Genomic DNA, 22,406 nt, shown 5'->3' on the forward strand with positions numbered 1-22,406 from the left:
CCCGGAGGCCCCAGCATCATGAGCACCCGTTCCGCCGATCCTTCGACCGACGGCCCGGCAGGTGTCGCCGAGGCACTGGCCCGGCTGCCCCGGGTGGTCGACCTGCTCGCCGCCCGCGCCGAGGAGCACGACCGGGACGCCACCTTCCCCTACCAGGGCGTCGAGGCGCTGCACGAGGCCGGCCTGCTCACCCTGACGGTGGCCCAGCGGTACGGCGGCCCGGGCGGAACGCTCACCGACACCGTCCGGGTGCTCTGCCAACTCGGGCGCGGCGACGCCTCGGTGGCCGTCCTCGCCGCCTTCACCCTGCTCCAGCACGCCGAGCAGGCCAGGGCCGCCCGCTGGCCGACCCCGGTCTACCGCAGACTGCTCGCCGAGTCCCGGCGCGGGCCCGCGCTGGTCAACACCCTGCGCACCGAACCCGGTGGCGCGGCCGGCCTCCCCGCCACGGTGGCCCGGCGCGAGGCCGACGGCAGCTGGGCGCTCCATGGCCGGAAGACGTACTGCACCGGTTCCGAGGCACTGGCCTGGATGGCGGTCTGGGCGAGGACGGACGAACCGGTCGCGCGGACGGGCCTGTTCCTGGTCCGCGGTGACACCGAGGGCATCGAGATCGACCCGGTCTGGGACCAGCTCGGGCTGCGCGCGAGCGCCGGACACGACGTGCTGCTCAGCGGCGTACGGGTGCCGGCCGATGCCGTGATCGGGCTGGCCGAGGCGGACGGACCTCGCTCGGAGGCCCAGCTCGCCGCCGAACGGCTCGACCAGGCCTGGCAGGACCTCGCGCTGTGCGCCGTCCACCTGGGTGTGGCGCGTGCCTCGCAGGACTGGCTGGTGCGCTTCCTCGGCCAGCGGACCCCGGCCAACCTGACCGAGCCGCTGGCCGGCCTTCCCCGCTACCGGAGTGCCCTCGGCGAGATAGAGAGCTCACTGATCGCCGCGGAGGAGCTCGTGGCCGGCCTGGCCGCCGCGGTCGACCGGGGTGACCCGACGGCGGTTGCCCGCAGCTCCGCGGCCCAGTTGATCGTCAACCGCTCCACCACCGCGGCCGTCCAGCAGGCCGTCACCCTGACCGGGAACCCCGGTCTCAGCCGCCGCCACCCGCTGGAGCGCTACCTGCGCGACATCCTCAGCGGCCGGGTGTACTTCCCGGCCGACGAAGTGGTGCTCGATGCCGTCGGACGCGCCGCCCTGGAGCGCGGCACGCGCCGGGCGCACTGAGGCACACAGAGGCGCACGAAAATCCTTTCGGGGGCGCGAAGTTGCTTTCGGGGGGTGCGGGAGGGCAGCGCCCCCAACGGGCGGAAGACCGCGCGAGCCGGTTGCAGACCCGAGGGAGCGGATCGCACCGGCCAGGGGCGCGGGGAGCCGCGGATCCGGAAGGCCGTCGCAGTCAGCCGAGGGCGGTGGGCGGCGACGCCCGCGTACCGCCCGATGGGCGGTACGACCCGACCTCTCCGGTGACGTGCGAATCCCCGGCCTTCCGTCCCGCGCGGTGCCTCGCACCCCTGGAGGCGCTGCCCTCCCGTACGGCCGCTGAGCAACTCCCGTCAGCGAGTGCCAACCGCCGCGCGGACCGCTCGGCGGGCGAGCGCGGCGTCGTCGTACAGCCGCCGGATCATGATGCGCTGCTCCTCGCCCGCACCCGGCAGGTCGTGCAGCCGGATCTCGCGCATCAGCACCAGCACCAGGTTCACCAGGAACGCGTCCCGCGCCACCGTCCCGCCGGACTGGGCGAGTTGGCTGATCTGGCGACGGGCGGCGGTGTCCCCGGAGAGGACGCTCCACAGCACCGCGAGGTCGTACCCGGGCAGGTACCAGCCGGCCTGCTCCCAGTCGAGCAGGACCGGGCCCGAGGGGGCGAGCAGGATGTTGCCCAGCAGTGCGTCACCGTGGCAGAGCTGCCAGGAGGTGTGCTGGACCCCGTGCAGCAGCTGGCGCAGGTCGCCCGCGTCGCGGTCGGTCAGCAGCCCGACCGAGTGGAACCTGGCGACCTCCAGCTGGTAGTCGAGCGGCCTGCCGAAGACGTCCGCCGGCGGACGCCACAGGTTGAGCGTCCGGACCGCGCCGAGCACCGCGCGCACCTCGCCGGGCGTCGGAGCGTTGACCGGGTGCCGCTCCCTCGAGGCGGGCCGGCCGGGAACCCGCTCCAGCACCAGGACGCAGCGGTCGTGGTCGGCCGCGACCAGCCGCGGCAGCCGGACCGGCGGACGGTGCCGGACGAAGGCCCGGTAGACCGCCACCTCGTGGTGGAAGCGTTCGACCAGCTGGACGTGCTGCTCGCTGCGCAGGGCCTGCGGCGCCAGGCACTTGGCGACCACGGGGGCCCGGCCGATGGTGCCGGCGATCAGGATGTGCTGGCTGCCCTCCCGGAGCACCTGGCGGGGGAGGAAGGCGGGACATATCCGCGAGATGTTGGCGAGCACCGCCCGCACGGCGGGCGTCTGCAGGGCGGCCGGGTCGACCCGGTCCACCGAGGGGTCCAGGTGCCTGCCGCGCAGCAGCCGGTCGGCCCCGACGCGCCCGGCGAGCTGGTCGGCCGGCCGGAGCGGGACCTGCCCGACCGGGCCGCGGCCTGCGAGCGCGCGCGGGTCGCGGAGTTCGGCACCACGCGGGACCGGGCCCTGCCCTGGTCGGCCGCCGGGCACTGCGTTGGGGGGACGCAGCGCGGTGCGGGTCTGGGTGGTGCCGCTGGTGGCTGAGGAGTACATGGGGTGGTGAGAATCCCTTCCTGGCCGTTCGGTGGCCCCTGCCGGTGAGAGCCGACGCCCTGACGTGTACGGAGTGCCCCGGTGGCGCGGGTTCCTGGCGCACCGTCAGGGCCTCGGACCGACCGCCGGCCGGTCCGAGGGGTGGAACGCAGGCGCCGGGCACGGACGGTGCGGCTTCGGAAGCCCGCAGCGGCGGTGGCGGACCTCCGCACCCTGGGGAAGTGCGGAGGCCGCGACCGCCGTGGCCGTGCCCGGCGCCTGCGCGCCACCCGGCCGCGCCACCCCCACGGACGAGGCCGACGGAACGGTCGCCGACGAGCGGTCAGGAGGGTGTCCTGGCCGGTCGTCGGCCGTCCCGACCCGGAGTCGAGGTGGCGCACTCCTACCTGACACCAGATGGCCACTGGTACACCATGTGGCGGACCCTGGCGAAGCATGGCGAATGGTCGCGTGGCACATGACGGAGCTACTACTGTCGGGGCAGCCGAGGAATTCCTGGGGGCTTCACGTGAGCAAGGGGCCGAACACCAGACTCGCCGACTTGTTCGCCCTGACCGGCTGGTCCAAGGGCGAGTTGGCCAGGCTGGTCAACCGGCGCGGTGCGGCGATGGGCCAGCAGCAGCTGTCCACCGACACCTCGCGGGTGCGGCGCTGGATCGAGCAGGGGGAGATCCCGCGCGATCCCGTGCCGAGACTGCTGGCAGCCGTGTTCACGGAGCGGCTCGGCCGTGTCGTCACCACTGAGGACCTCGGTCTGGAACGACACCGGCGAACCAGGTCCGGTACGACGCCGCCGGCAGAACCCTGGGAGTCGGATCGGACGGCCGCGGTCCTCACCGAGTTCACGGGAATGGACCTCATGCTCAACCGACGCGGATTTGTGGGGGCGTCAGCCGCGCTCACGGCCGGTGCCGTCATCGCCGACAACCTGTACGACTGGCTCAGCGGCCCCGACGTGGCGTACGCGGCGGAACGCCCGGGGCCCCGGAAGGTGTTCGCCCGGGGCGGCCCCGACCCGGTGATCGACGTCTATGAACCCGGACCGGTGGGCACCGACGAGGTGGCCGCGCTGGAACACTCGGTCGAGGTGTTCCGGGCCTGGGACGCCTCCCGCGGCGGCGGCCTCCAACGCAAGGCGGTGGTCGGCCAGTTGAACGAGGTCGGGGGCCTGCTGACACACGATCTGAACCCGGCGGTGAAGCAGCGGCTGTGGACGGTGGCCGCCAACCTGTCGGTGCTGGCCGGCTGGATGTCGCACGACGTGGGCCTGGAGCCCACCGCACAGCGGTACTTCGTGATCGCCGCCCAGGCCGCCAGGGAGGCCGGGGACCGTCCCCGGGCCGGCGAGGCGGTCTCCCGCGCGGCCCGCCAGATGCTGCACCTCGGCCGGGCCGACGACGCCCTGGAGCTGATGCAGCTCGCCCAGGCCAGCAGCGGCGACCGCGCCCTGCCGCAGACCAGGGCCATGCTGCACACCATCGAGGCCTGGGCGCAGGCCTCGCTCGGCCACTCGGAGGCGACCAGGAGGGTGCTGGGCGAGGCCGAGAGGCTCTTCGTGCAGCGCGCCGACGAGCCGGCGCCGAGCTGGATGCTGCTCTTCGACGAGGCCGAACTGCACGGTATGCAGGCCCTGGTCTACCGGACGCTCGCCGAACACGACCCGGGCGCCGCCAAACTGGCCGAACGGCACGCCTGCCTGGCGATCGAGCAGCGGGCCAGGAGCGGACGGGAGCGCTCCGTCCTGCTGGACCGGATCACCCTCGCCTCGGTGTACTGGATCTCCGGCGAACCGGACGAGGCCCAGGTCCAGGCCAAGATGGCGCTCGCGGCGATCAACCAGACCTCCTCGATGCGGACCTGGGACCGGCTGCGCGAGATGTACCGGCTGTCGGCGAGGTACCAGGGCGTCCCGGCGGTGGCAGAGCTACGTGACGAGATCCACTCGGTGATGCCGCCGAAGCCCCGCGCGATCTGACCGGATCCGCGGCGGACTCACGGAGCCGGCGCGGCGCGGTGGTGGCTTGATCAGGTCGCTGCCGCGCCGCGCCGTACGCCGAGTTGTGTGCAAGCCGGGTGCGGCATCGGGAGATTTCGGTACCGTTCCGGGTGGAACCGGCACGTACCATCCGGCTCCGGTGTCATGGTGGCGGAGTGTGGGTAGTCCTGCTCGGTCCTGTGTGCGTAAGGGGCGCCCAGGCGGTAACCTTCGGTGATTCCGGCGCCCGGGGCGCCCACGCAGGACCGACCAGTAACCCCCGGCGACGGAAATCCCGTTGCCCACGACGACCGCCGCAACGGATGCTGACCTCATGTTCGAGCCAGTGATAGCGCCCAGCGCCAGCCTCCTCGGCCTCCTCCAGCGAGGCCGCGGTGACGGGCAGCTGCATGCGCTGGCAGCCGACCGCGCCGAGGCGCTCGCCGCCCTTGAGGAATGCGTCACCAGCGACCCGCGCGCTGACTGGCAGGTCGAGAACCGCTCGCTCTACTACGCCCGGCTCTACATGGAGCTCGAAGCTCCACTCAGCGGCCTTGAGCAGCATCTTCACCACCCCGCCGACGTCTACGACCAGGACGAGGGCCGCACCGGCCTCGCCCTCGCCGTGCTCGGCCACCTCGCCGCCTACGGGCGCCGCGACGCCCTCGACCTGCTGCGCGGGTACGTCGCCGTCGGCACCAACTGGGCCTGGGCCCTGGACGAGCTGGCGCTGCGCGACGACGACCGCTCACTGCTCTCGCTCGCCCCCGCCGTCCTGGCCCGGTTCCCGGAGGACGAGCGCGGCGAGGCCGAGCTGCGGGCCGCGATCCGCTCAGCGTACGAACCGAGGCCGTGGCGGCTGTGGGCCGCGCAGTACCCGAGGATCGCCGCCGCGAGCGAGCAGTCGCCGTTCGACCTCTGGCAGCGCCAGCTCAACCGCAGCGGTGTCACCCCGGGCTGGAGCACCGCCGATGTGCTCGCCTGGGCCGACCGCTCCGAGCCGGGTACGACCGCGGCGGACGACGGCATGTCGGGCGACGGGGAGCCGTACCGCGGAGCCGTGGCCCGCCGGGCCGCCGCCGCGGCGCGCTGTCTGGCCGCCGTGGTACGCCGCCCGCAGGACCGCGAGGCCGTACTCGAGGCCGCCCTCGAAGGTGCCCCCGGTGCCCGGATCGCCGCCCTGCGCTACCTGGTCGACCAGCAGGATCCCGAGGCGGCGGCCCTCATCGAGGCCGCCGCCGGCGACATCGACGAGCGCGTCGTCCACGCCGCCCTGGAGCTGGTCGGACGGATGCGCGGCCCCGAGGTCCTGAACCACGCCCGCCGCTGGGCCGACCCGGACAGCGGCGGAGCCGACAGCGCCCTCGGCGAGGCCGCCGTCCAGCTGCTGGCCGACACGGGGGAGCCCTGCGACAGCCCGCTGGTGGTCGCCGCGCTGCGCCGCTGGCTCTCGGTCCGCGGGGTCAGCGGTGCCGGGCTCGGCACCCTGGTGGACGGAGCGGGGCGGCTGGCCGCCGCGCACGCCGTACCCGCCCTGCGCCATATCTACGGTGAGGCGGCCTCCTCGGAGCTGCGCGGCCGCGCGGCCCGGGCCCTCGCCGTGACCGATACGCACTTCGCCCGGGGCATCGCCGTCGAGTGCCTCTGGGACTGCGAGGAGACCACCCGCGAACTCGCCGCCCGCCATGTCACCACCACCGGCGACGTCCGGGTCCTGGAGCGGCTGCGCCACCTCGCCGCCGACCCGGCGGAGGAGGCCGAGGTGCACGCGGCGGTGCGCGGGCGGCTGACCGCGCGGGACCGTACCTAGTGCCCTGAGGTCCCTCGCCGGGTCCAACCGTGGCCGCCCGCATCGGGCCGTCACGGTCGCCCGGCCGGATTCCGCCCTGGCCGCGCGGCGCGCGGAGGCCCTGTTTCCGGTCCGGTGCCGGGTGGGGCATGATGGCGGGGCCGTTCTGCCGCCCGCCGTCGTGCGCTCCGCCGTTCCGTGCCGCCGTCGTGCCTCCGTCCCCCTGGAGCAGCCGTGTCCCTGCGCCGTTTCCGTATCCCGGCCCGTGCCGCCGTGCCGATCGCCGCTCTGGCGAGCGTGCTCGCGCTGGCGAGCCCCGCGCTGGCCCACGTCGAGGTCGAGTCGGACGGGGCGCAGGCGCTGGCCGTCGGCGCGGTCGTCTCCTTCAACGCGGAGGGCGAGTCGGACACGGCCGGCATCAGCCAGATCCGTGTGGCGCTGCCTTCGGGCATCGCGCCCGGGGACGTGACGCTCGCCGACGGTCCCCAGGGGTGGACGCTCGCGCCCGCCGCCGACGGGTACACCGTGGCCGGCCCCGCGCTGGCACCGTCCAAGGCCGCCGCGTACAGGATCAAGGTGCGGCAGCTGCCGGACGCCAAGGAGCTGGTGTTCAAGTCGCTGGTCACCTACACGGACGGCCATGTCGACCGCTGGATCGAGCTGCCGCAGGCCGGGGTCACCCCGGAACACCCGGCGCCCGTACTCAAGTTGGCGGCCGCGGCCCCCGGGGCGACCCCGCTGCCGGCCGACCCGTCGGCCACGCCCGCCACACCGACCGCTGCCGCCACCGCCACGGCCACCGGACCGGCGAGCGCCCCCGCTTCCGCGCCCGCGCCCGCGTCCGGGTCCGCGTCGGCCTCGGCCTCGGCGAAGGCGTCCGACAGCACTTCGTCGTCCGGCAGCCTGCCCGTGGTCGTCACGGTCCTGGTGGTGCTGGCGGCGGCCGTCGGCGGCGTGGTCTGGTGGCGCCGGCGCTCCGCCGCGAGCTGAGCCACGGGCGTCGGCGGGCCGGGTGCGGCCGAGCCGGGCGCGTCGGGGTGTCCCGCGGCGGTCGCGTTCCGGTGCGGCCACCGGCCTGCGGGGTGCGCGGAGGCGGTCACGGGCGTCGGAAGCGGTCGAAGGCGTATGTAGCGCGTATGGACTGTTCGAACCCTCATTCCCTTGACTGACGGCGTGAGAGGCTGACGAGGTGACTACCTCCGACTTCCCACTGCGCTACGACAGTTGGTTCCTCCTGCCGGCCACCGTGCTCGGTCTCGGGCGGCGCTGGGCGGGTGTCCGGGTCGGGGACGGGATGGTCACGGTGCGGATGGGCTGGGCCTTCCGCGCGCGGATCCCGCTGAAGGCGATCCGCTCCGCCGGACCGGACAGTGGCGGGGTCACCGGCTGGGGCGTGCACGGCTTCGCGGGGCACTGGCTGGTCAACGGCTCGTCCAAGGGCCTGGTCCGGCTGGAGCTGGACCCCGCGGTACGTGCCTATGCGGTCCAGTTCCCCGTACGGCTGCGGGAGTTGCGCCTGAGCCTGGAGAAGCCCGACGCCTTTCTCGCCGTCCTGCGGAAGAACTGAGCGCCGCTCGGCGGGAGTTGCGCGTCCCGGTGGGTCGGGCCCGGTCGGCCCGGTGTCGGACCGCCTGTGATCGGCGCCAAGGGCCGACGGCGGTGCGATCGGGTGGCGCCGGGCGGCGGACCGGCCTGTCGAGGGCGGTTCGGCGGGCGGGGTCGGTAGCCTGCGGCCGGGTCTCGGTACCGCCACGGCCGGCCCGCCGTAGGCCCGGGACCGGGAGCCAAGCGGTGCCGGCCGTTTGTTCGACGATCTCACCAGCGGATTTCCGAGAATCCGAAAAAAAATCTTTCCGGAGGTGTCGAATCCGGCCAACCTGCGGCGTCGTCCTGGACGAGGCCGCCGAACGAGCGGCCGATGCCGATCAGGCCTACACCGATGAGGCCGATACCGACCGAGGAGTCACGATGCCCAGGTACATGCTGTTGAACTACCTGCCGACCGAGGGCGGCCCCGCGCCCGAGGAGATGCGCGAGCAGCACGCCCGGTGGATGCGGTACGACCAGGACCTCAAGGAGGCCGGCCTGTTCCTCGCCAACGACGGGCTCGCCGGGCCGGACGCGGCGACGACCGTCCGGGTGCGGGGCGGCGAGACGCAGCTGACCGACGGGCCGTTCGCGGAGACCAAGGAGTACCTGGCCGGTTACTTCCTGATCGAGGCGCCCGATCTCGACGTGGCGCTGGAATGGGCGGCGCGGATGCCGAGCAGCGTCTACGGCTCGGTCGAGGTGCGGCCGGTCTGGGGTCAGCCCGAGGCCGCCGGCAAGCGGGCGGGACAGGAGCGGGACCGGGCGTGAGCTCGAACGACGAGTGGCGGCCGGCGGCGGAGCCCGAGGCGCCGCCTGGACCGGCCGCCACCGTCGAACGCACGTTCCGCGCCGAGCAGGGCGCGGTGCTCGCCACACTGATCCGGCACCTCGGCGACTTCCAGCTCGCCGAGGACGCCGTCCAGGAGGCCTTCGCGGCGGCACTCGACACCTGGCCCGAGAACGGGATCCCGGCCAACCCCGCGGCCTGGATCACCGTGACCGCGCGCCGCAAGGCGATCGACCGGCTGCGGCGGGAGCGGGCCATGGCCGACCGCGCCGCCCGGCTGGCCGAGCTCGCACGCCTCGACGCACAGGAGCACCCTGCCGAGAGTGAGGGCGCCGAGTTCACTGACGACCGGTTGCGGTTGATCTTCACCTGCTGCCATCCCGCACTCGCACTGCCCGCCCGGGTGGCGTTGACGCTGAAGACGCTCGGCGGCCTGAGCACCGGGGAGATCGCCCGGGCCTTCCTGGTCGCCGAGACCACCATGGCCCAGCGCCTGGTACGGGCCAAGCGCAAGATCGCCGAAGCCGGCATCCCGTACCGCGTGCCGGGTGGTGAGGCGCTGCCCGGCCGGCTGGACGGCGTCCTGTCCGTGCTGTACCTGATCTTCAACGAGGGTTACGGCGCGTCCGGGGGCGACCGGCTGGTCCGGGGCGAGCTGTGCGGTGAGGCGATCCGGTTGGGGCGGCTGCTGAGTGCTCTGATGCCCGAGGACGCCGAGGTGAGGGGCCTGCTGGCGCTGATACTGCTCCACGACGCCCGCCGGGCCGCCCGGATCGACGCACACGGCCGCTACGTCCCGCTGGACCGGCAGGACCGCTCCCGCTGGGATCGGGCGCGGATCCGGGAGGGGCTCGATGTGCTGGACGCCGCGATGGCGCTGCGCCGCCCCGGCCCGTACCAGCTGCAGGCCGCGATCGCGGCGCTGCACGTCGAGCCGCCGAGCGCCGAACAGACCGACTGGGCGCGGATCGCCGGGCTGTACCTGGCGCTCGGCCGGCTGTCACCCTCGCCGGTGGTCGAGGTCAACCGCGCGGTGGCCCTCGCCCGGGCCAGCGGCCCGCAGGCCGGACTGGAGGTGCTGGCGCCGCTGCTCGACGACCCCCGGCTGGCGCGCTACCAGCCGCTCTACGCGGCCCAGGCCGAGCTGTTGCGGCAGACCGGGGACCGTGAGGGTGCGGCCAGGGCGTACCGGCGGGCCCTGTCGCTGACCGGCAACGCGGTCGAACGGGCCGAACTGGAGCGTCGGCTGGCGGAGTTGGAGGGCTAGAGGGTGCCGCGCGGGGCCCGGTGTTCCTCCGTCGGGGCTCGGCCGCACCGATGCGGCGGGGGCGGATCCGACCGCTCGACGGAGCGCGCCCGTCGGGTGGCGGGTCGTCGCCGGCCGCGTCAGCGGGCGGAGCGGCCGTGGAGCAGGGAGAAGCGCAGCGGGGTGCCCGGGCGGGCCTGCGCGGCGGCGGCGAGGTCGGGAGCCGGGACGACGCCGATCACCGGGTAGCCGCCGGTGGTCGGGTGGTCGGCGAGGAAGATCACCGGAAGGCCGTCCGGCGGGACCTGGACCGAGCCCAGCATCATGCCCTCGCTGGGGAGTTCGCCGTCCCGGACCCTGGTCAGTGCGGGTCCTTCCGTGCGCAGTGCGATCCGGTTGCTGGCCGCCGCCACCCGGTAGCGGGCACGCGCCAGCCCGGTCAGCGCCTCGGTGGCGAACCAGTCGGACCGCGGGCCCGGCCGCAGGCGCAGCACCAGCTCGGCCGGGGGAGCGGGCAGCGGTACCAGGTCCGCCGCCGGACGCCGTCCGGCGACAGGGCCGACCGGCAGCATCTGACCTGCCGTCAGCGGGGCGGGGCCGAGCCCGGACAGCAGATCGGCCGAGCGGCTGCCGAACACCTCGGGCACCGCGAGTCCGCCCGCCACCGCCAGATAGCTGCGCACCCCGTACGTGGCGGGGCCGACCTCGACCACCGCGCCCGCGGGTACCGCGACCGGTGCGCCCCACGCGGCCGGGCGCCCGTCCACCCGCACGGGTGCGGGCGCGCCGGTCACCGCGACCAGCAGCGGAGCGAGCGCCTCCAGCGCGACGCCGCCCACGGTGGTCTCCAGGGCGGCCGTGCCCGGGGGATTGCCGACCAGCCGGTTCGCCGCGCGCAGGGCGGGCTCGTCCAGTGCGCCGCCGCGCGGTACGCCGAGGTGTGCCGCGCCTCGCCGTCCGAGGTCCTGGACGGTCGTCAGCGGGCCAGGGCGCACGACGAGCAGGCCGCCCGTCGACCGTTCGCGGCCGGGACGCCGGGACGGCTCGTTCGCGACGGCGCCCGGGGCGGGGGCGGTGCCCGGGGCGGGAGCGCTGCTCGGGGCGGGGACGGAGCTCGGGTCGGGGGCGGTGCTCGGGGCGGGGACGGAGCTCGGGTCGGGGGCGGTGCTCGGGGCGGGGACGGAGCTCGGGTCGGGGGCGGTGCCCGGGGCCGGGACGGAGCTCGTGCGGACGGGACCGTGGGGTCCGACTCCCTGGGGCGCCGTCGACGGGCCGGGACGTGCCGCCGGCAGGCCGCTCACCGGCCGCCCCCCGGCAGGATCCGACCGCTGTCACGGGCGTCCCCGACCGGGACGAACCGCACCCGGACACCGGGGGCGAGCAGCGCCGGAGGGTCGCGCCGGACGTCCCACAGGGCGAGTGCGGTGCGGCCGAGAAGCTGCCAGCCACCGGGGGAGGAGCGCGGATAGACCCCGGTGAACGAGCCTGCCAGCGCGACCGATCCGGCCGGTACGGAGCTGCGCGGGGTCTCGCGGCGGGGCACTTCGCAGCGTTCGGGCAGCCCGGTCAGATAGCCGAAGCCCGGGGCGAAGCCGCAGAACGCCACCCGGTACTCGGGCTCGCTGTGGATCCGGACCGCCGCCTCCGGCGAGACGCCCCACAGTTCCGCGACCTCGGCCAGGTCCGCGCCGTCGTAGACCGTCGGGACCTCGACCAGCGGACCCTCGGCGGACGGCTGCAGCGGTACCGTCCACTCGCTCAACTTCCGCAGCAGCAGCGGACGGTCGGCGACACCGTCGAGCAGCACGGTGCGCGCGGCCGGCACGATCTCGGCTATCTCCGGGAGTTCGTGCCGCCGGGCCAGCAGTTCGACGTACAGGGCGGTCACCCGCTCGATCCGGTCGGTCTCCACCAGCACCGCGTCCTCGCCGACCTGGCGCACTGCCAAACCTTCTGCCATGTTTCGCCACCCCCTGCTAGCGTCACTGCCCCCCGGCCGCGCCCGGGCCCGCAACCGGTCCGCTCTGTGTCAAGTCCCGTCAGGTGAAGGCTTCGACCCGTACACCGGCCGAGGCCAGTGCGCCGCGTACCCGCCAGGCGAGCTGTGCCGCGCCCGGGGTGTCGCCGTGCACGCAGAGCGAACGGGCCTCGACCGCGACCGGTTCGCCGCCGACCGCGGTGACCAGGCCGTCCCTGGCGATGCCGACGGCGCGTGCGATCACCGCTTCCGGTGCGTGCACCACGGCGTCCGGGTCGCCGCGCGGCACCAGGGTGCCCGCCCAGGTGTAGGCCCGGTCGGCGAAGGCCTCGGCGACCACCGGCAGTCCGACGCCCTCCGCCACCGCCAGCAGGCGCGAACCGGGCAGCCCGAGCACGGGCAGCGGCCCGTCGCACACCGCCCCCGCCCGCAGCACCCCGGCCACCACCGCCTCCGCCTGGTCGGAGTCGCCCACCACCTTGTTGTAGAGGGCACCGTGCGGTTTCACGTACGAGACCCGGGAGCCGGCCGCGCGGGCGAAGACCTGGAGTGCGCCGATCTGGTAGGCGATCTCGTCGGCCAGTTCCTCCGGCGGTACGTCCATCGCCCGGCGTCCGAAGCCCGCCAGGTCGCGGTAGGAGACCTGGGCGCCGATGCGCACGCCGCGTTCGGCGGCCAGCGCGCAGACCCGGCGCATGATCGAGGGGTCACCGGCATGGAAACCGCAGGCCACGTTGGCGCTGGTCACCACGGAGAGCAGGGCCTCGTCATCGGTCAGGTTCCAACGTCCGAACCCCTCACCGAGATCCGCATTGAGATCGATCACCGCATCAGCCACGCCACGCCCGCCTCCCGCGTCATGCTGCCGTGCCTGCCCATGCCCGCTGTTCGGGTTGATCGTAGGGCCTGTCCGGTGGCCGGGGTGAGTGTGACCCGGCGGTGGAGCGCGCACCGGGGCGTCACGCGCTCCGCCAACCGGTGGAAAGCCGCCCAAAGGCACGGGCCACCCCGCCTCGCAGGACCTCGGGCGGCGCGTCGGCTGTCTGGTTCCGCGTGGGCGTGTGAACACCGGCCGTGCGGTTCCGCGTGGGCCTGAGGACGCCTTGCGGGAAGCCGGGCCGCTTCGTGGCGGGTTGGGGGCAGGTGCGCTTGATCGGGCGGTGTCCCGTGCTCCGGGTGACCCGTCAGGCCGGTCACCCCGGGGTCAGGCCGCCACCGGGCCGGGCGGGAGCGCGGTGATCCGTTCGAGCCGCTGGATCCCGCGCAGCACGATCAGCAACGGGACCACGCCCACCACGCCGAACGACATGTCGATGAATCGCCAGCACAGCGGAATGTCGCGCAGCGGACCGCAGATCAGCGCCAGCGGGATGACCCCGGCGCAGGCGATCATCGCCCACCTGATCACCCAGACGTTGCGCACCGGGTCCTGGATCGGTCCCCAGAAGGCCACCGCGATCACCAGGTGCGCGAAGGCGAGCCAGTCGGTGCCATAGGCGAGGAAGGGGTAGTGGGCGTTGGTGTCGGCGATCCCGTCGCGGATCCGCTCAGCCCAGGCGGTCGCGGCCGGGAAGGCGTGGCCGACCGGCGAGCCGGCGATCGACTCGGCCAGCCACCGCGACTCCGTCTGCAGCGGGAAGGCGGTCAGTCCGCTCACCACCAGGCAGACCACGAAGATCCACAGCCAGGCCCTCACCCGGCGCAGCTCACGGGCCCCGGCGGCGCCGCCCCCGGCCGCGTGGTCACCGGCGGTACCGGCTCCACCTCGCCGGTCCCCGCCCGCGCCGCCGCCTCCGCGGCCCTCGTCCGGTCCGTCCCCGCCCGCGAGGTCACCACGCCCGCGGCGCTCGCCGCTGCGGCCTCCGCCCGAGCTCGGTCCGTCGGCGGTCCCGATGGCTCCCGGGTTTTCCATGCCAGGCCCCCACATGTCCGAATGGCGGCCGGAGACCATCGTCCGGCCGTTCCGCGACCGACTGTAGACCTGGAACTGAACGCGTTCAACTCTGCCGCGGCCCCCTTTCGCGGCCCCGGCGGCCGGGGCAACCGGACTCGTTTCGAATCTTGCCGGTGTGAACCTCTAATCTTGTCCCCCGTGACCGCCATCGCAGATCAGAGCGCCGAGGCCGAGCTCCGGCCGCCCGCCGCAGCCGCCCGGCCCGCCCCGGGCCCGGCCGCCGACGAAGGGCTCGCCCGCCGCCTCAAGGCGCTGGCCTGCACGGCCCCGCTGCACGACCTCGACAGCCGCAAGGTCAACCTGGCCGGCGAGTACGGTTCGTACACCATGGCCGAGATCGGCCTGGCCGTGATCGACCTGGTCACGCTGAACATGGACTTCGACACCGGGGCGGACCGGGACGCCGTGCTCGCCCGCCTGCTGCCCCGGGTCGCCGCGCAGAACCCCGGCCGCACCGGCGCCGAGCACGAGCGGGTCGCCCGCTGGGTGCTGGAGTCGCTGATCAACGTCGGCAGCGTCGACCGCGGCTTCCGCATGGTCTACGGCACCTTCGGCAGCGACGGCGAGTACGTCAGGCGCGACTACGACTTCAAGCTGATCGAGGAGGTGCCGGGCCCCGACGGCGGCGTCTACCTGCGCACCACCGACGAGGCGGTCAACGTCCTGGTCGGCGCGCTCGACACCGACGTGACGTCCGCTCAGATCGCCGCCGAGGTCAAGCTGGAGGTGCTGATCAGGCGCGGCCGTCTCGCCGACGCCCAGCTCGCCGCCGAGCAGGCCCGCTACCGCACCGTCCAGTACGCCGAGACGCTGCGCCGCGCCCTGGAGGCCACCCGGCGCAACGTCCGCGCGGTGGACTGGATGCAGGCCATCCCCGACCTGATCGACGAGGCCCTGGACCACATCTCGGACCGCTACCGGCACGAGAACGCGATCCTCACCAACATCCGCAAGGCCCGCGACGAGGCCGAGGGGCCGGAGCACAAGCGCCGCGCCGCCGAGCTGGTCGACATCGTCAAGGACTGCATCCGCCGCCACACCCAGCTGCAGACCCGTCTGCTGGAGGCCGGTCCGCTGTTCCGCGCCGAGCAGGACCGCCAGGCCTTCGCCACACCCGGTGCCCGCAGCGGCATCGACCTCTACGGCCAGCTGTTCGCCCCGCTGCTCGGCCTGCCGATAGCCGAGGCCACCCGGCCGACCGACGCCTTCTTCACCCGGGGCATCGGTCTGCGCACCCCGGTCTCGGTACGCGTCGCCGACCTGGTCGACCTGCTGCTCACCCCGCCGGTCGAACGCGAGCACCTCGGTGCCGAGCTGCCCGACCCCGACCTGGTCGCCACCCCCGACGACAGCCGCTTCTCCGAGGCCCAGCTGGAGGCGGCGCTGGAGCTGCTCGACCTCCCGGCCGACGCGCCGCGCCGCCTCTCCGGCCTGCTCGCCGAGGCCCGCCGCCAGGACCCGGAACTCCCTTATCTGGTCGCCCTGTTGGCCGTGCACGCCGCGAGCCCGCCGGTCGGCACGGCGTACCGCCAGGGCGAGGAGCGCCTGCTCTTCGCGGTCGACGACGGCACCCGGCTGGACGATCCGGAGTTCGGCGGCGCCGACCTGATCGTCGGCAGCGCCCTGCTGGACGCCGTGGGAATGGCGGCCGACCGCAAGGATGCGAGCTGATGACGTACCGTCAGCTCCTGGCGTGGCCGCCTCCGCACCTGGTGTGGCCGCCTCCGCGCACCTTCCCGCGCCCGAGACGGCCCGCCGCCACTCCCTCGCACCCCTGAAAAGCCCCGAAGGCAGTTCAGTTCCGCCCGCACCATCCGCAAGGAGCACCGCCCGTGATCACTCACCCGGACGCGACCTGGGCGCCCGACCCCGAGCCCGCCCCGGCACCGATCACGCCCGCCGACGTGGCCGACGCCGCGCGGCTGGTCTCCTTCGGGCTGCAGGCCAAGCTGCTGCCGGCCCGTGACGCGGAGTACGCCGAGCTGATCCGCCGCCACCGCGAGGATCCGCCGTTCGCGCGGCTCGCCGACGCCGTCGCGACCGGCATGGGCCTGGTGGTCCTGGAGGTCTCCCCGCGCGCGGGCATGGCCGTCGCCGCCGCCGAGGAGTCGGTCTTCGCGGTCCGGATGGGCGACTACTCCCGCCGCGCCGCAGCCGAGTCCACCGACCGCTTCCTGCACGGCCTGGCGCACCTGGCCGTCGCCGCGATGGCCTTCCCGCGCCCGGAGGACCTGGCCGACGACGGCTACCTCGGCCGGGTCAGCGTCAACGGCGTGGACGCCTTCGTCCGCCAGGCCTGCCGACGGCTGGAGCAGCAGGCCGAGGCCGCGGGCGCCAACACCGACCCGGCCAGCGACGCGCCCGGGCTGGAGTCCGCCTGGCGGGTCTGGGCCCGCCGCAGCGCCACCGGCGCCACCAAGGACGCCCGCAGGCTGGCCGGTTCGACCATCGGCATCGTCTCCAAGGCGGTGCTCTTCCTGGTCGACTCCGGCTTCCTGCAGAAGGTCTCGGACGACTCCGGCGGCACCTACCGCACCACCGCGCGCTACCAGCTCCAGGTCCGCGACCTGGCGGGCAGCGCCGCGATGGCCGAACTGCTGGACCTCGGCGTGGTCGCCGTCAGCGACGGTACCGCCAGCCTGCTGCCCGCCGACGACAGCGAGGAACTGGTCGCCGACGCGGGCCTGCCGTTCCACGCGCTCTGAGCCCCGGGCGCCCCGCCCGCCACGTGCCCGGAGTTCCACGCGCTCCGGGCACGGTGCCCCCACCGATCCCTGACCACCCCGACCCCCTGTCACTGGAGAACCGCCGCACATGTACGAGCTCAACCGGGTCCGCCTCTACTCGATCGGACCGGCCGGCGCCCGCTACGCCGACACGGTGCTCGACCTGCGCGGCGTCGGCGAACCGGTGCCCGAGCCCGCGCCGCAGCAGATCGGCCTGTTCGGCGAGGACCAGGAGGGCCCGCAGCGCCGCCCCGCCCCCGCCGGTGTGCTCTTCCTGGAGAACGGCGGCGGCAAGTCCGTCCTGCTCAAGCTGATCTTCTCGGTGATGCTGCCCGGTCACCGCAACACCCTCGGCGGGGCCAGCTCCGGCGTGCTGCGCAAGTTCCTGCTCGCCGACGACTGCGGGCACGTCGCCCTGGAGTGGCAGCACACCCGCACCGGCGAGCTGATCGTGGTCGGCAAGGTCAGCGAGTGGCGCGGCCGCCAGGTCTCCTCCGACCCGCGCAAGTTCGCCGAGCTCTGGTACTCCTTCCGCCCCGGCCCCGGCCTCACCCTGGACTCGCTCCCGGTCGCCGAGCGGATCAACCTGGCCGACCAGAAGGCCCGCGGCCGCCGCCGCACCATGAAGGGCTTCCGTGACTCCCTCACCGAGACCGGCAAGGCCCACCCGTACCTCGACCTCACCTTCGAGGACGGCCACGACCGCTGGACCGAGCACCTCGGCGAGCTCGGCCTCGACCCCGAACTCTTCCGCTACCAGCGCGAGATGAACGCCGACGAGGGTGAGGCGGCCGGCCTCTTCGCGGTCAAGCACGACTCCGACTTCACCGATCTGCTGCTGCGCGCCGTCACCGACACCCGCGACACCGACGGCCTCGCCGACCTGGTCCACGGCTTCGCCGCCAAGCTCGGCCGCCGCTCCGAACTCACCGCCGAACGCGACTTCACCGCGGGCTCGCTCGACCTGCTGCAGCGGATCGCCGACTGCACCACCGCCCGGGAGAGCGTCCGCGAGACCCACCGCACCGCCGAGCGCCGTACCCGCCGCCTCGCGTACGCGCTGGCCACCCGCGCCGCCGCCGAACGCGACCGCGCCCAGGACCTCGCCGTCGAGGTCGCGGCCGCCGCGAGCGCCGTCACCGCCGCCGAGACCGACCGCACCCGGCACTCGCTGATCGTCGCCGAACTGACCCACCGCCATGCCACCCTCGGGCTCGCCGCCGCCACCGGCGAAGCCGCCGCACTGCGCCGCGAACTGACCGAGGCCCGTACGCTGCACTCCGCCTGGCAGGCCGCCGAGGCCGTGCTGCGCCACCGCGCCGCCGCCGACCGGGTGGCCCGGGTCGCCGCCGCGATCCGCGAGGCCGAGCTGGACGCCGCGCCCGCGCTCGCCGCCCGGGCCAAGGCCGCCGGCGCCCTGGCCCGCGCGCTGGAGAGCGCCGCCGTCGCCGCCGAGACCCGCGCCGACCAGGAGGAGACGCGCGCCGAGGAGCTGCAGTCCGACGGCGCCGCCGCACAGGCCGAGGCCACCGCCGCCGCCACCGCCGCGCAGAAGGCCCGCAGCGAGGACGAGCACCTGCGCCAGCGCCTCGCCGAGGTCGAGCAGGAGACCCAGGCCGCCGTCGAGGCCGGCTGGATCGACGCGGACGCCGAGTCGAACGGTGGAGGTGACCCGGCCCGGGCCGCCCTGTTCGCCTCCGACGCCGAGAAGGCCGCCACCGCCGCGCTGGAGAAGGCCCGCGCCGCCGCCGAGCAGACCGCCGCCCGGGTCCGCGAGACCTCGACCCTGGCGGCCAAGGCCGAACTCGCCGCCGCCCGCGCCGCCGACGCCCACACCGCCGCCCGCCGCGCCCTGGCCGCCGAGCAGCGCACCGCCGCCCTGCTCGCCGCCGAGGAGCGCCTCGCCGACCTGCTCTCCCTGACGCCGTACCAGGAGGGCGCCGACGAGGGCGAGGGCTTCCTCACCCCCGCCGTACTCGACGCCAACGCCGACGACCTGCGCGAACAGCTCGACCAGGCCATCGCGACCGCCGAGCGCACCCTCTTCGACCTCCGTACGGCCGCCGCCGACGACTCGCGCATCCTCGCCGCGCTCGGCGACGGCGGTCTGCTGCCGCCGGGACCCGACGTGCTCGCCACCGTCGAGTACCTCGGTGAGCACGGCATCCCGGCCCTGCCCGGCTGGCGCTACCTGGCCCAGTCCGTCGACCCGGCCGACCACGAGGCGATCCTCGCCGCCCGGCCCGAACTGGTCGACGGCGTGGTCGTCACCGACCCCGGTGCGCTGGACCGTGCCCGCGAGGCGCTGGGGAGCGCCGCACTGCTGCCGCGCTCCACCGTCGCCGTCGGCACCGCCGCCTCGCTGATCGCCCCGATCGCCGAGGAGCCCCCGTTCTTCCTGGTGCCGCCGAACCCGGCCATGCACGACGAGAGCGCCGCCGACGACGAGCGCCGCGAACTGCGCGCCCGGGCCACGGCCCGCGAGGAGCACATCCGCGAACTCGCCGCCCGCCTCGGCCACGACCGCGCCCTCGCCGCCCGCCTCGCCTCCTGGCACGCCAGCTGCCCGCCCGGCACCCTCGCCGAGCTCGCCGAAGCGGTCCAGGCCGCCGCGCTCGCCGAGGAGAGCGCCGCCGCCGGACTCACCACCCTGCGGGCCGAGCACGCCGAGGCCGAGACCGACCACGCCGGCGCGGCCGCCGTCCACGAGGAGCACCGCGAGAGTGCCCAGCGCGCCCGCCGCCGCGCCGACGCCCTGGCCGGACTCGCCTTCCGGCTGCGCGAACGCGCCAACTGGGCCCGCCGCCGCCGCGAACTCACCGAGGACGCCGCCGAGTGCGACCGCCGCCAGGCCGTCTGCGCCGAGCGCGCCCGCACCTGCGACGAGGACCGGCGTGCCGCCCAGCGCGCCGCCGACGACGCCCGTCGCACCGCCCGCACCCTGCGCGCCGAGCGTGCCGAGATCTCCGCCGGCACCGAGACCGTCGAACCCGACGAGACCCCCGCCTCGCTGCCGGCCCTGCGCGAGGCCTACCGGGCCGCCTCCCAGCTGTACGAGAAGGTCGGGGTCGGCGCCGACCTGCGCGCCGAACAGGCCCGCGCCGAAGGCGACGAGGCGGCCGCCGCCGCTGAGCTGGACCGCCTCACCAACAAGGTCCGCACCCGCGCCGAGGAACTGCTCTCCAGCCCCGACGGCGCCGACGGCCCCGCCCGCCAGGCCGCCGCCACCCGCGCCGAGGAACTGGTCGCCACCATCGAGGCCCGCTCCGCCACCGCGAGCGAGCAACTCGGCCGCCTGCGCGGCGAGGCCGAGCGCTCCGCCCCCGCCGACGGCGCCGAGGCCCACACCGAACTGCCCGAGGACCTCGTCCCCACCGACCCCGAGCACGCCCAGACCCTGCTGCGCACCGCCACCTCGCTGCTGGCCGAGCGCCGCGAGCAGGTCGAAACCGCCCGCACCGAGTACGCCGACCTCCAGCGCACCCTGGACTCCGCCCAGAGCGCCGCCACGGACTTCGACGAGGTGGCGGCCCAGCTCCGCGACGGCCTGCGGGACAACTCCGAGGAGGGTGAGCAGAGTTCGGACCCGTACCTCGGCAGCCTCGCCGAGGCCCGCAGCTCGGCCACCGAGACCCGCCGCGCCCTGCGCGCCGCGGCCACCGAGCTCACCGCCGCCGAACTCGCCGTCCGGGACGCCGCCGACGCCCTGATCCGGCACGCCAACGCCGCCCGTTTCGAGGCCGTCCGCACCCCCGCGCGGCAGCAGATCCGCGAACTCCCGGCCGCCACGCTGCCCGACCACGCCGCCGCCTGGGCCACCGCCTTCGCACCCCGACTGCGGGTCCTCAGCGACGAGTTGGCGCAGCTGGAGCGCAACCGGGGCTCCATCGTGGACCGCCTGCGCGGCCTGGTGGAGAGTTCGCTGGCCACCCTGCGCGCCGCCCAGCGCCTGTCCCGGCTGCCCGAGGGCCTGGGGGAGTGGTCCGGTCAGGAGTTCCTGCGGATCCGCTTCGAGGACCCGGACCACGCGGTCCTGGTCGAACGCCTCGGTGAGGTCATCGACGAGGCCACCCGGGCCGCCGTCAAGAAGAACTCCGACCTGCGCCGGGACGGAATGTCCCTGCTGCTGCGCGGAGTCGCCGCCGCCATCGGCCCCAAGGGCGTCAGCGTCGAGATCCTCAAGCCGGACGCCGTGCTGCGCGCCGAACGCGTCGGTGTCGGCCAGATGTCCGACGTCTTCTCCGGCGGCCAGCTGCTCACCGCCGCCATCGCGCTCTACTGCACCATGGCCGCACTGCGCGCCAACGACCGCGGCCAGTCCCAGCTCCGCCACGCCGGAACGCTCTTCCTGGACAACCCGATCGGCCGCGCCAACGCCACCTACCTGCTGGAGCTCCAGCGCGCGGTGGCCGACGCGCTCGGCGTCCAGCTGATCTACACCACCGGCCTGTTCGACACCACGGCGCTGGCCGAGTTCCCGCTGGTCATCCGGCTGCGCAACGACGCGGACCTGCGGGCCGGCCTCAAGTACATCTCCGTCGAGGAGCATCTGCGCCCCGGCCTCCCGGCCCCCCAGGACCCGGAAGGCCCGACCATCCACGGCGAGATCACCGCCACCCGGATGTTCAAGCGGCCGGTGGAGGCGGCAGCCGTCTGAACGGCGCCCCTGCGATGACGGGCGGCCGGCGGCCGGGCACCGCGCCCGGCCGCCCCCGGCCTGGGGCCGCCGCTCCGGCGGCCGGATGAACCGGCAGGTCGCAAAGGTATGCGGCCGCCCTTGGCGTGATGGCGTACGGCCGTCCTCGAGCCGTCGCGAAGCGCGGCCGCGGGATCCCCGGCGGGCTGTCCGCCCCCCGCCCGGCACCCCGGCTTCGAGGTCCGGGCCCTCGGCGGTCAACTTGAAGAATTCTTCACATTCATAGATCCTGTACGCGTGACCGACGTGTTCGCCGAGGAACTGCGCGACCAGCTCGCACAGGCAAGGCTCGACCTGGCGGCAGCCCGCGAGGCCGGGGACGACGACGGTGCCGACGCGTACCGGGGCCGGATCACGGCGCTGCTGCGCATCGCCGCCCGCCACAGCATCAAGGTCGCGCGTGAACCGGACGACGACCTAGAGGACGAGGACTGAAGCATGCCGGTACCGCTGTACCAGGCCAAGGCGGACTTCTTCCGCACCCTCGGTCACCCGGTCCGGATCCGCGTACTCGAACTCCTCCAGGACGGCCCGCGCCCCGTCCGTGAACTCCTCACCGAGATCGACATCGAGGCCTCCAGCCTCTCCCAGCAACTCGCCGTACTGCGCCGCACCCAGCTGGTCACCGCCACCCGCGAGGGCAACACCGTGGTGTACGAGCTGAGCACCCCCGACGTCGCCGAGCTGCTCAGCGCCGCGCGCCGCATCCTCACCGACCTGCTCGCCGACCAGGGCACGCTGCTGGCCCAGCTGCGCGGCGGCCCGGCCGCAGAACCCCAGGGAGTCCCCCGATGACCGACGGCAGGACCGAGGAGAAGAGCCGCCGCAGGGCGATGCTGACCCGGGCGGTCATCTACATCGCGGCGACCCACATCTGGGCGGGCTTCATGATTCTGCTCTTCACCCTCGGCAAGCGCTGACCGGGCTCCCGCCCGGCCCGCCGGGCCGGTGGCC

The 22,406-nt window shown here is 74.7% G+C and carries 18 protein-coding genes; 13 read left to right on the forward strand and 5 right to left on the reverse strand.

Annotated features, from left to right (window positions below; all coding sequences use genetic code 11):
- The first annotated feature begins 18 nt into the window (after positions 1 to 18).
- Entirely contained in the window at positions 19 to 1,221 is a 1,203-nt protein-coding gene (locus ACSMTC_RS31650) for an acyl-CoA dehydrogenase family protein (RefSeq protein ID WP_436563155.1), read from the forward strand.
- 329 nt (positions 1,222 to 1,550) lie between these two features.
- Here the strand turns inward: ACSMTC_RS31650 and ACSMTC_RS31655 are convergent, their stop codons facing one another.
- Complete coding sequence (locus ACSMTC_RS31655; RefSeq protein WP_436563156.1) at positions 1,551 to 2,711, reverse strand: aminoglycoside phosphotransferase family protein; 1,161 nt, start codon at positions 2,709 to 2,711, stop codon at positions 1,551 to 1,553.
- Between the two features lie 508 nt (positions 2,712 to 3,219).
- On the opposite strand from ACSMTC_RS31655, the gene ACSMTC_RS31660 reads away from it, so the two are divergent.
- From ACSMTC_RS31660 to ACSMTC_RS31685, 6 genes are all read left to right on the forward strand, one after another.
- Positions 3,220 to 4,686, forward strand: coding sequence for a DNA-binding protein NsdB (locus tag ACSMTC_RS31660; RefSeq protein ID WP_436563157.1), 1,467 nt, complete (start codon positions 3,220 to 3,222; stop codon positions 4,684 to 4,686).
- Between the two features lie 334 nt (positions 4,687 to 5,020).
- Positions 5,021 to 6,496 (forward strand): HEAT repeat domain-containing protein, encoded by a 1,476-nt coding sequence (locus ACSMTC_RS31665; protein ID WP_436563158.1) that lies wholly within the window; start codon positions 5,021 to 5,023, stop codon positions 6,494 to 6,496.
- Positions 6,497 to 6,709: 213 nt separating this feature from the next.
- Positions 6,710 to 7,465: a DUF1775 domain-containing protein gene (locus tag ACSMTC_RS31670; RefSeq protein ID WP_436563159.1), complete on the forward strand. Its 756-nt coding sequence runs from the start codon at positions 6,710 to 6,712 to the stop codon at positions 7,463 to 7,465.
- Positions 7,466 to 7,664: 199 nt separating this feature from the next.
- Positions 7,665 to 8,042 (forward strand): hypothetical protein, encoded by a 378-nt coding sequence (locus tag ACSMTC_RS31675; protein ID WP_436563160.1) that lies wholly within the window; start codon positions 7,665 to 7,667, stop codon positions 8,040 to 8,042.
- A gap of 401 nt (positions 8,043 to 8,443) precedes the next feature.
- The gene (locus tag ACSMTC_RS31680; RefSeq protein WP_436563161.1) at positions 8,444 to 8,833 is read left to right on the forward strand and encodes a YciI family protein; all 390 of its coding nucleotides are present in this window, start codon (positions 8,444 to 8,446) and stop codon (positions 8,831 to 8,833) included.
- The gene (locus ACSMTC_RS31685) at positions 8,830 to 10,119 is read left to right on the forward strand and encodes an RNA polymerase sigma factor (RefSeq protein ID WP_436563162.1); all 1,290 of its coding nucleotides are present in this window, start codon (positions 8,830 to 8,832) and stop codon (positions 10,117 to 10,119) included. The genes ACSMTC_RS31680 and ACSMTC_RS31685 overlap by 4 nt, the downstream gene beginning before the upstream one ends.
- 119 nt (positions 10,120 to 10,238) lie before the next feature.
- On the opposite strand, the gene ACSMTC_RS31690 is transcribed toward ACSMTC_RS31685, so the two are convergent.
- The 4 genes from ACSMTC_RS31690 to ACSMTC_RS31705 all read right to left on the reverse strand — a co-directional run bounded on the left by ACSMTC_RS31690 (position 10,239) and on the right by ACSMTC_RS31705 (position 13,781).
- Positions 10,239 to 11,102 carry a 5-oxoprolinase subunit C family protein gene (locus tag ACSMTC_RS31690; protein ID WP_436564870.1) on the reverse strand — a complete coding sequence of 288 codons (864 nt, stop codon included), beginning with the start codon at positions 11,100 to 11,102 and terminating at the stop codon, positions 10,239 to 10,241.
- 293 nt (positions 11,103 to 11,395) lie between these two features.
- Positions 11,396 to 12,058, reverse strand: a complete 663-nt coding sequence (pxpB, locus tag ACSMTC_RS31695) for a 5-oxoprolinase subunit PxpB (protein ID WP_436563163.1) — start codon at positions 12,056 to 12,058, stop codon at positions 11,396 to 11,398.
- A gap of 79 nt (positions 12,059 to 12,137) precedes the next feature.
- Positions 12,138 to 12,914 carry a LamB/YcsF family protein gene (locus tag ACSMTC_RS31700; RefSeq protein WP_436563164.1) on the reverse strand — a complete coding sequence of 259 codons (777 nt, stop codon included), beginning with the start codon at positions 12,912 to 12,914 and terminating at the stop codon, positions 12,138 to 12,140.
- 366 nt (positions 12,915 to 13,280) lie between these two features.
- Positions 13,281 to 13,781 carry a hypothetical protein gene (locus tag ACSMTC_RS31705; protein ID WP_436564871.1) on the reverse strand — a complete coding sequence of 167 codons (501 nt, stop codon included), beginning with the start codon at positions 13,779 to 13,781 and terminating at the stop codon, positions 13,281 to 13,283.
- A 387-nt stretch (positions 13,782 to 14,168) separates the two neighbouring features.
- Here ACSMTC_RS31705 and ACSMTC_RS31710 point away from each other — a divergent pair, with 387 nt between their 5' ends.
- From ACSMTC_RS31710 to ACSMTC_RS31735, 6 genes are all read left to right on the forward strand, one after another.
- Positions 14,169 to 15,701 (forward strand): hypothetical protein, encoded by a 1,533-nt coding sequence (locus ACSMTC_RS31710; protein ID WP_436563165.1) that lies wholly within the window; start codon positions 14,169 to 14,171, stop codon positions 15,699 to 15,701.
- A 161-nt stretch (positions 15,702 to 15,862) separates the two neighbouring features.
- Complete coding sequence (locus ACSMTC_RS31715; protein WP_436563166.1) at positions 15,863 to 16,735, forward strand: hypothetical protein; 873 nt, start codon at positions 15,863 to 15,865, stop codon at positions 16,733 to 16,735.
- Between the two features lie 109 nt (positions 16,736 to 16,844).
- Positions 16,845 to 21,413 carry a hypothetical protein gene (locus ACSMTC_RS31720; protein WP_436563167.1) on the forward strand — a complete coding sequence of 1,523 codons (4,569 nt, stop codon included), beginning with the start codon at positions 16,845 to 16,847 and terminating at the stop codon, positions 21,411 to 21,413.
- A 276-nt stretch (positions 21,414 to 21,689) separates the two neighbouring features.
- Complete coding sequence (locus ACSMTC_RS31725) at positions 21,690 to 21,887, forward strand: hypothetical protein (RefSeq protein ID WP_436563168.1); 198 nt, start codon at positions 21,690 to 21,692, stop codon at positions 21,885 to 21,887.
- Between the two features lie 3 nt (positions 21,888 to 21,890).
- Positions 21,891 to 22,247 (forward strand): ArsR/SmtB family transcription factor, encoded by a 357-nt coding sequence (locus ACSMTC_RS31730; RefSeq protein WP_436563169.1) that lies wholly within the window; start codon positions 21,891 to 21,893, stop codon positions 22,245 to 22,247.
- On the forward strand, positions 22,244 to 22,372 hold the full coding sequence (locus tag ACSMTC_RS31735; protein ID WP_436563170.1) for a DUF6126 family protein: 129 nt from the start codon (positions 22,244 to 22,246) through the stop codon (positions 22,370 to 22,372). Before ACSMTC_RS31730 ends, ACSMTC_RS31735 begins: the two co-directional genes overlap by 4 nt.
- Positions 22,373 to 22,406 lie beyond the last annotated feature (34 nt).

The sequence above is a fragment of the Kitasatospora sp. HPM-01-4 genome, assembly GCF_051374625.1.
Lineage (GTDB): Bacteria > Actinomycetota > Actinomycetes > Streptomycetales > Streptomycetaceae > Kitasatospora.

What these genes read in the sequence shown, in the direction of transcription:
- ACSMTC_RS31650 (WP_436563155.1), top strand. Translation starts at nt 19, where the DNA reads ATGAGCACCCGTTCCGCCGATCCTTCGACCGACGGCCCGGCAGGTGTC.
- ACSMTC_RS31655 (WP_436563156.1), bottom strand. Translation starts at nt 2,711, where the DNA reads ATGTACTCCTCAGCCACCAGCGGCACCACCCAGACCCGCACCGCGCTG.
- ACSMTC_RS31665 (WP_436563158.1), top strand. Translation starts at nt 5,021, where the DNA reads ATGTTCGAGCCAGTGATAGCGCCCAGCGCCAGCCTCCTCGGCCTCCTC.
- ACSMTC_RS31680 (WP_436563161.1), top strand. Translation starts at nt 8,444, where the DNA reads ATGCCCAGGTACATGCTGTTGAACTACCTGCCGACCGAGGGCGGCCCC.
- pxpB (WP_436563163.1), bottom strand. Translation starts at nt 12,058, where the DNA reads ATGGCAGAAGGTTTGGCAGTGCGCCAGGTCGGCGAGGACGCGGTGCTG.
- ACSMTC_RS31720 (WP_436563167.1), top strand. Translation starts at nt 16,845, where the DNA reads ATGTACGAGCTCAACCGGGTCCGCCTCTACTCGATCGGACCGGCCGGC.
- ACSMTC_RS31730 (WP_436563169.1), top strand. Translation starts at nt 21,891, where the DNA reads ATGCCGGTACCGCTGTACCAGGCCAAGGCGGACTTCTTCCGCACCCTC.
- ACSMTC_RS31735 (WP_436563170.1), top strand. Translation starts at nt 22,244, where the DNA reads ATGACCGACGGCAGGACCGAGGAGAAGAGCCGCCGCAGGGCGATGCTG.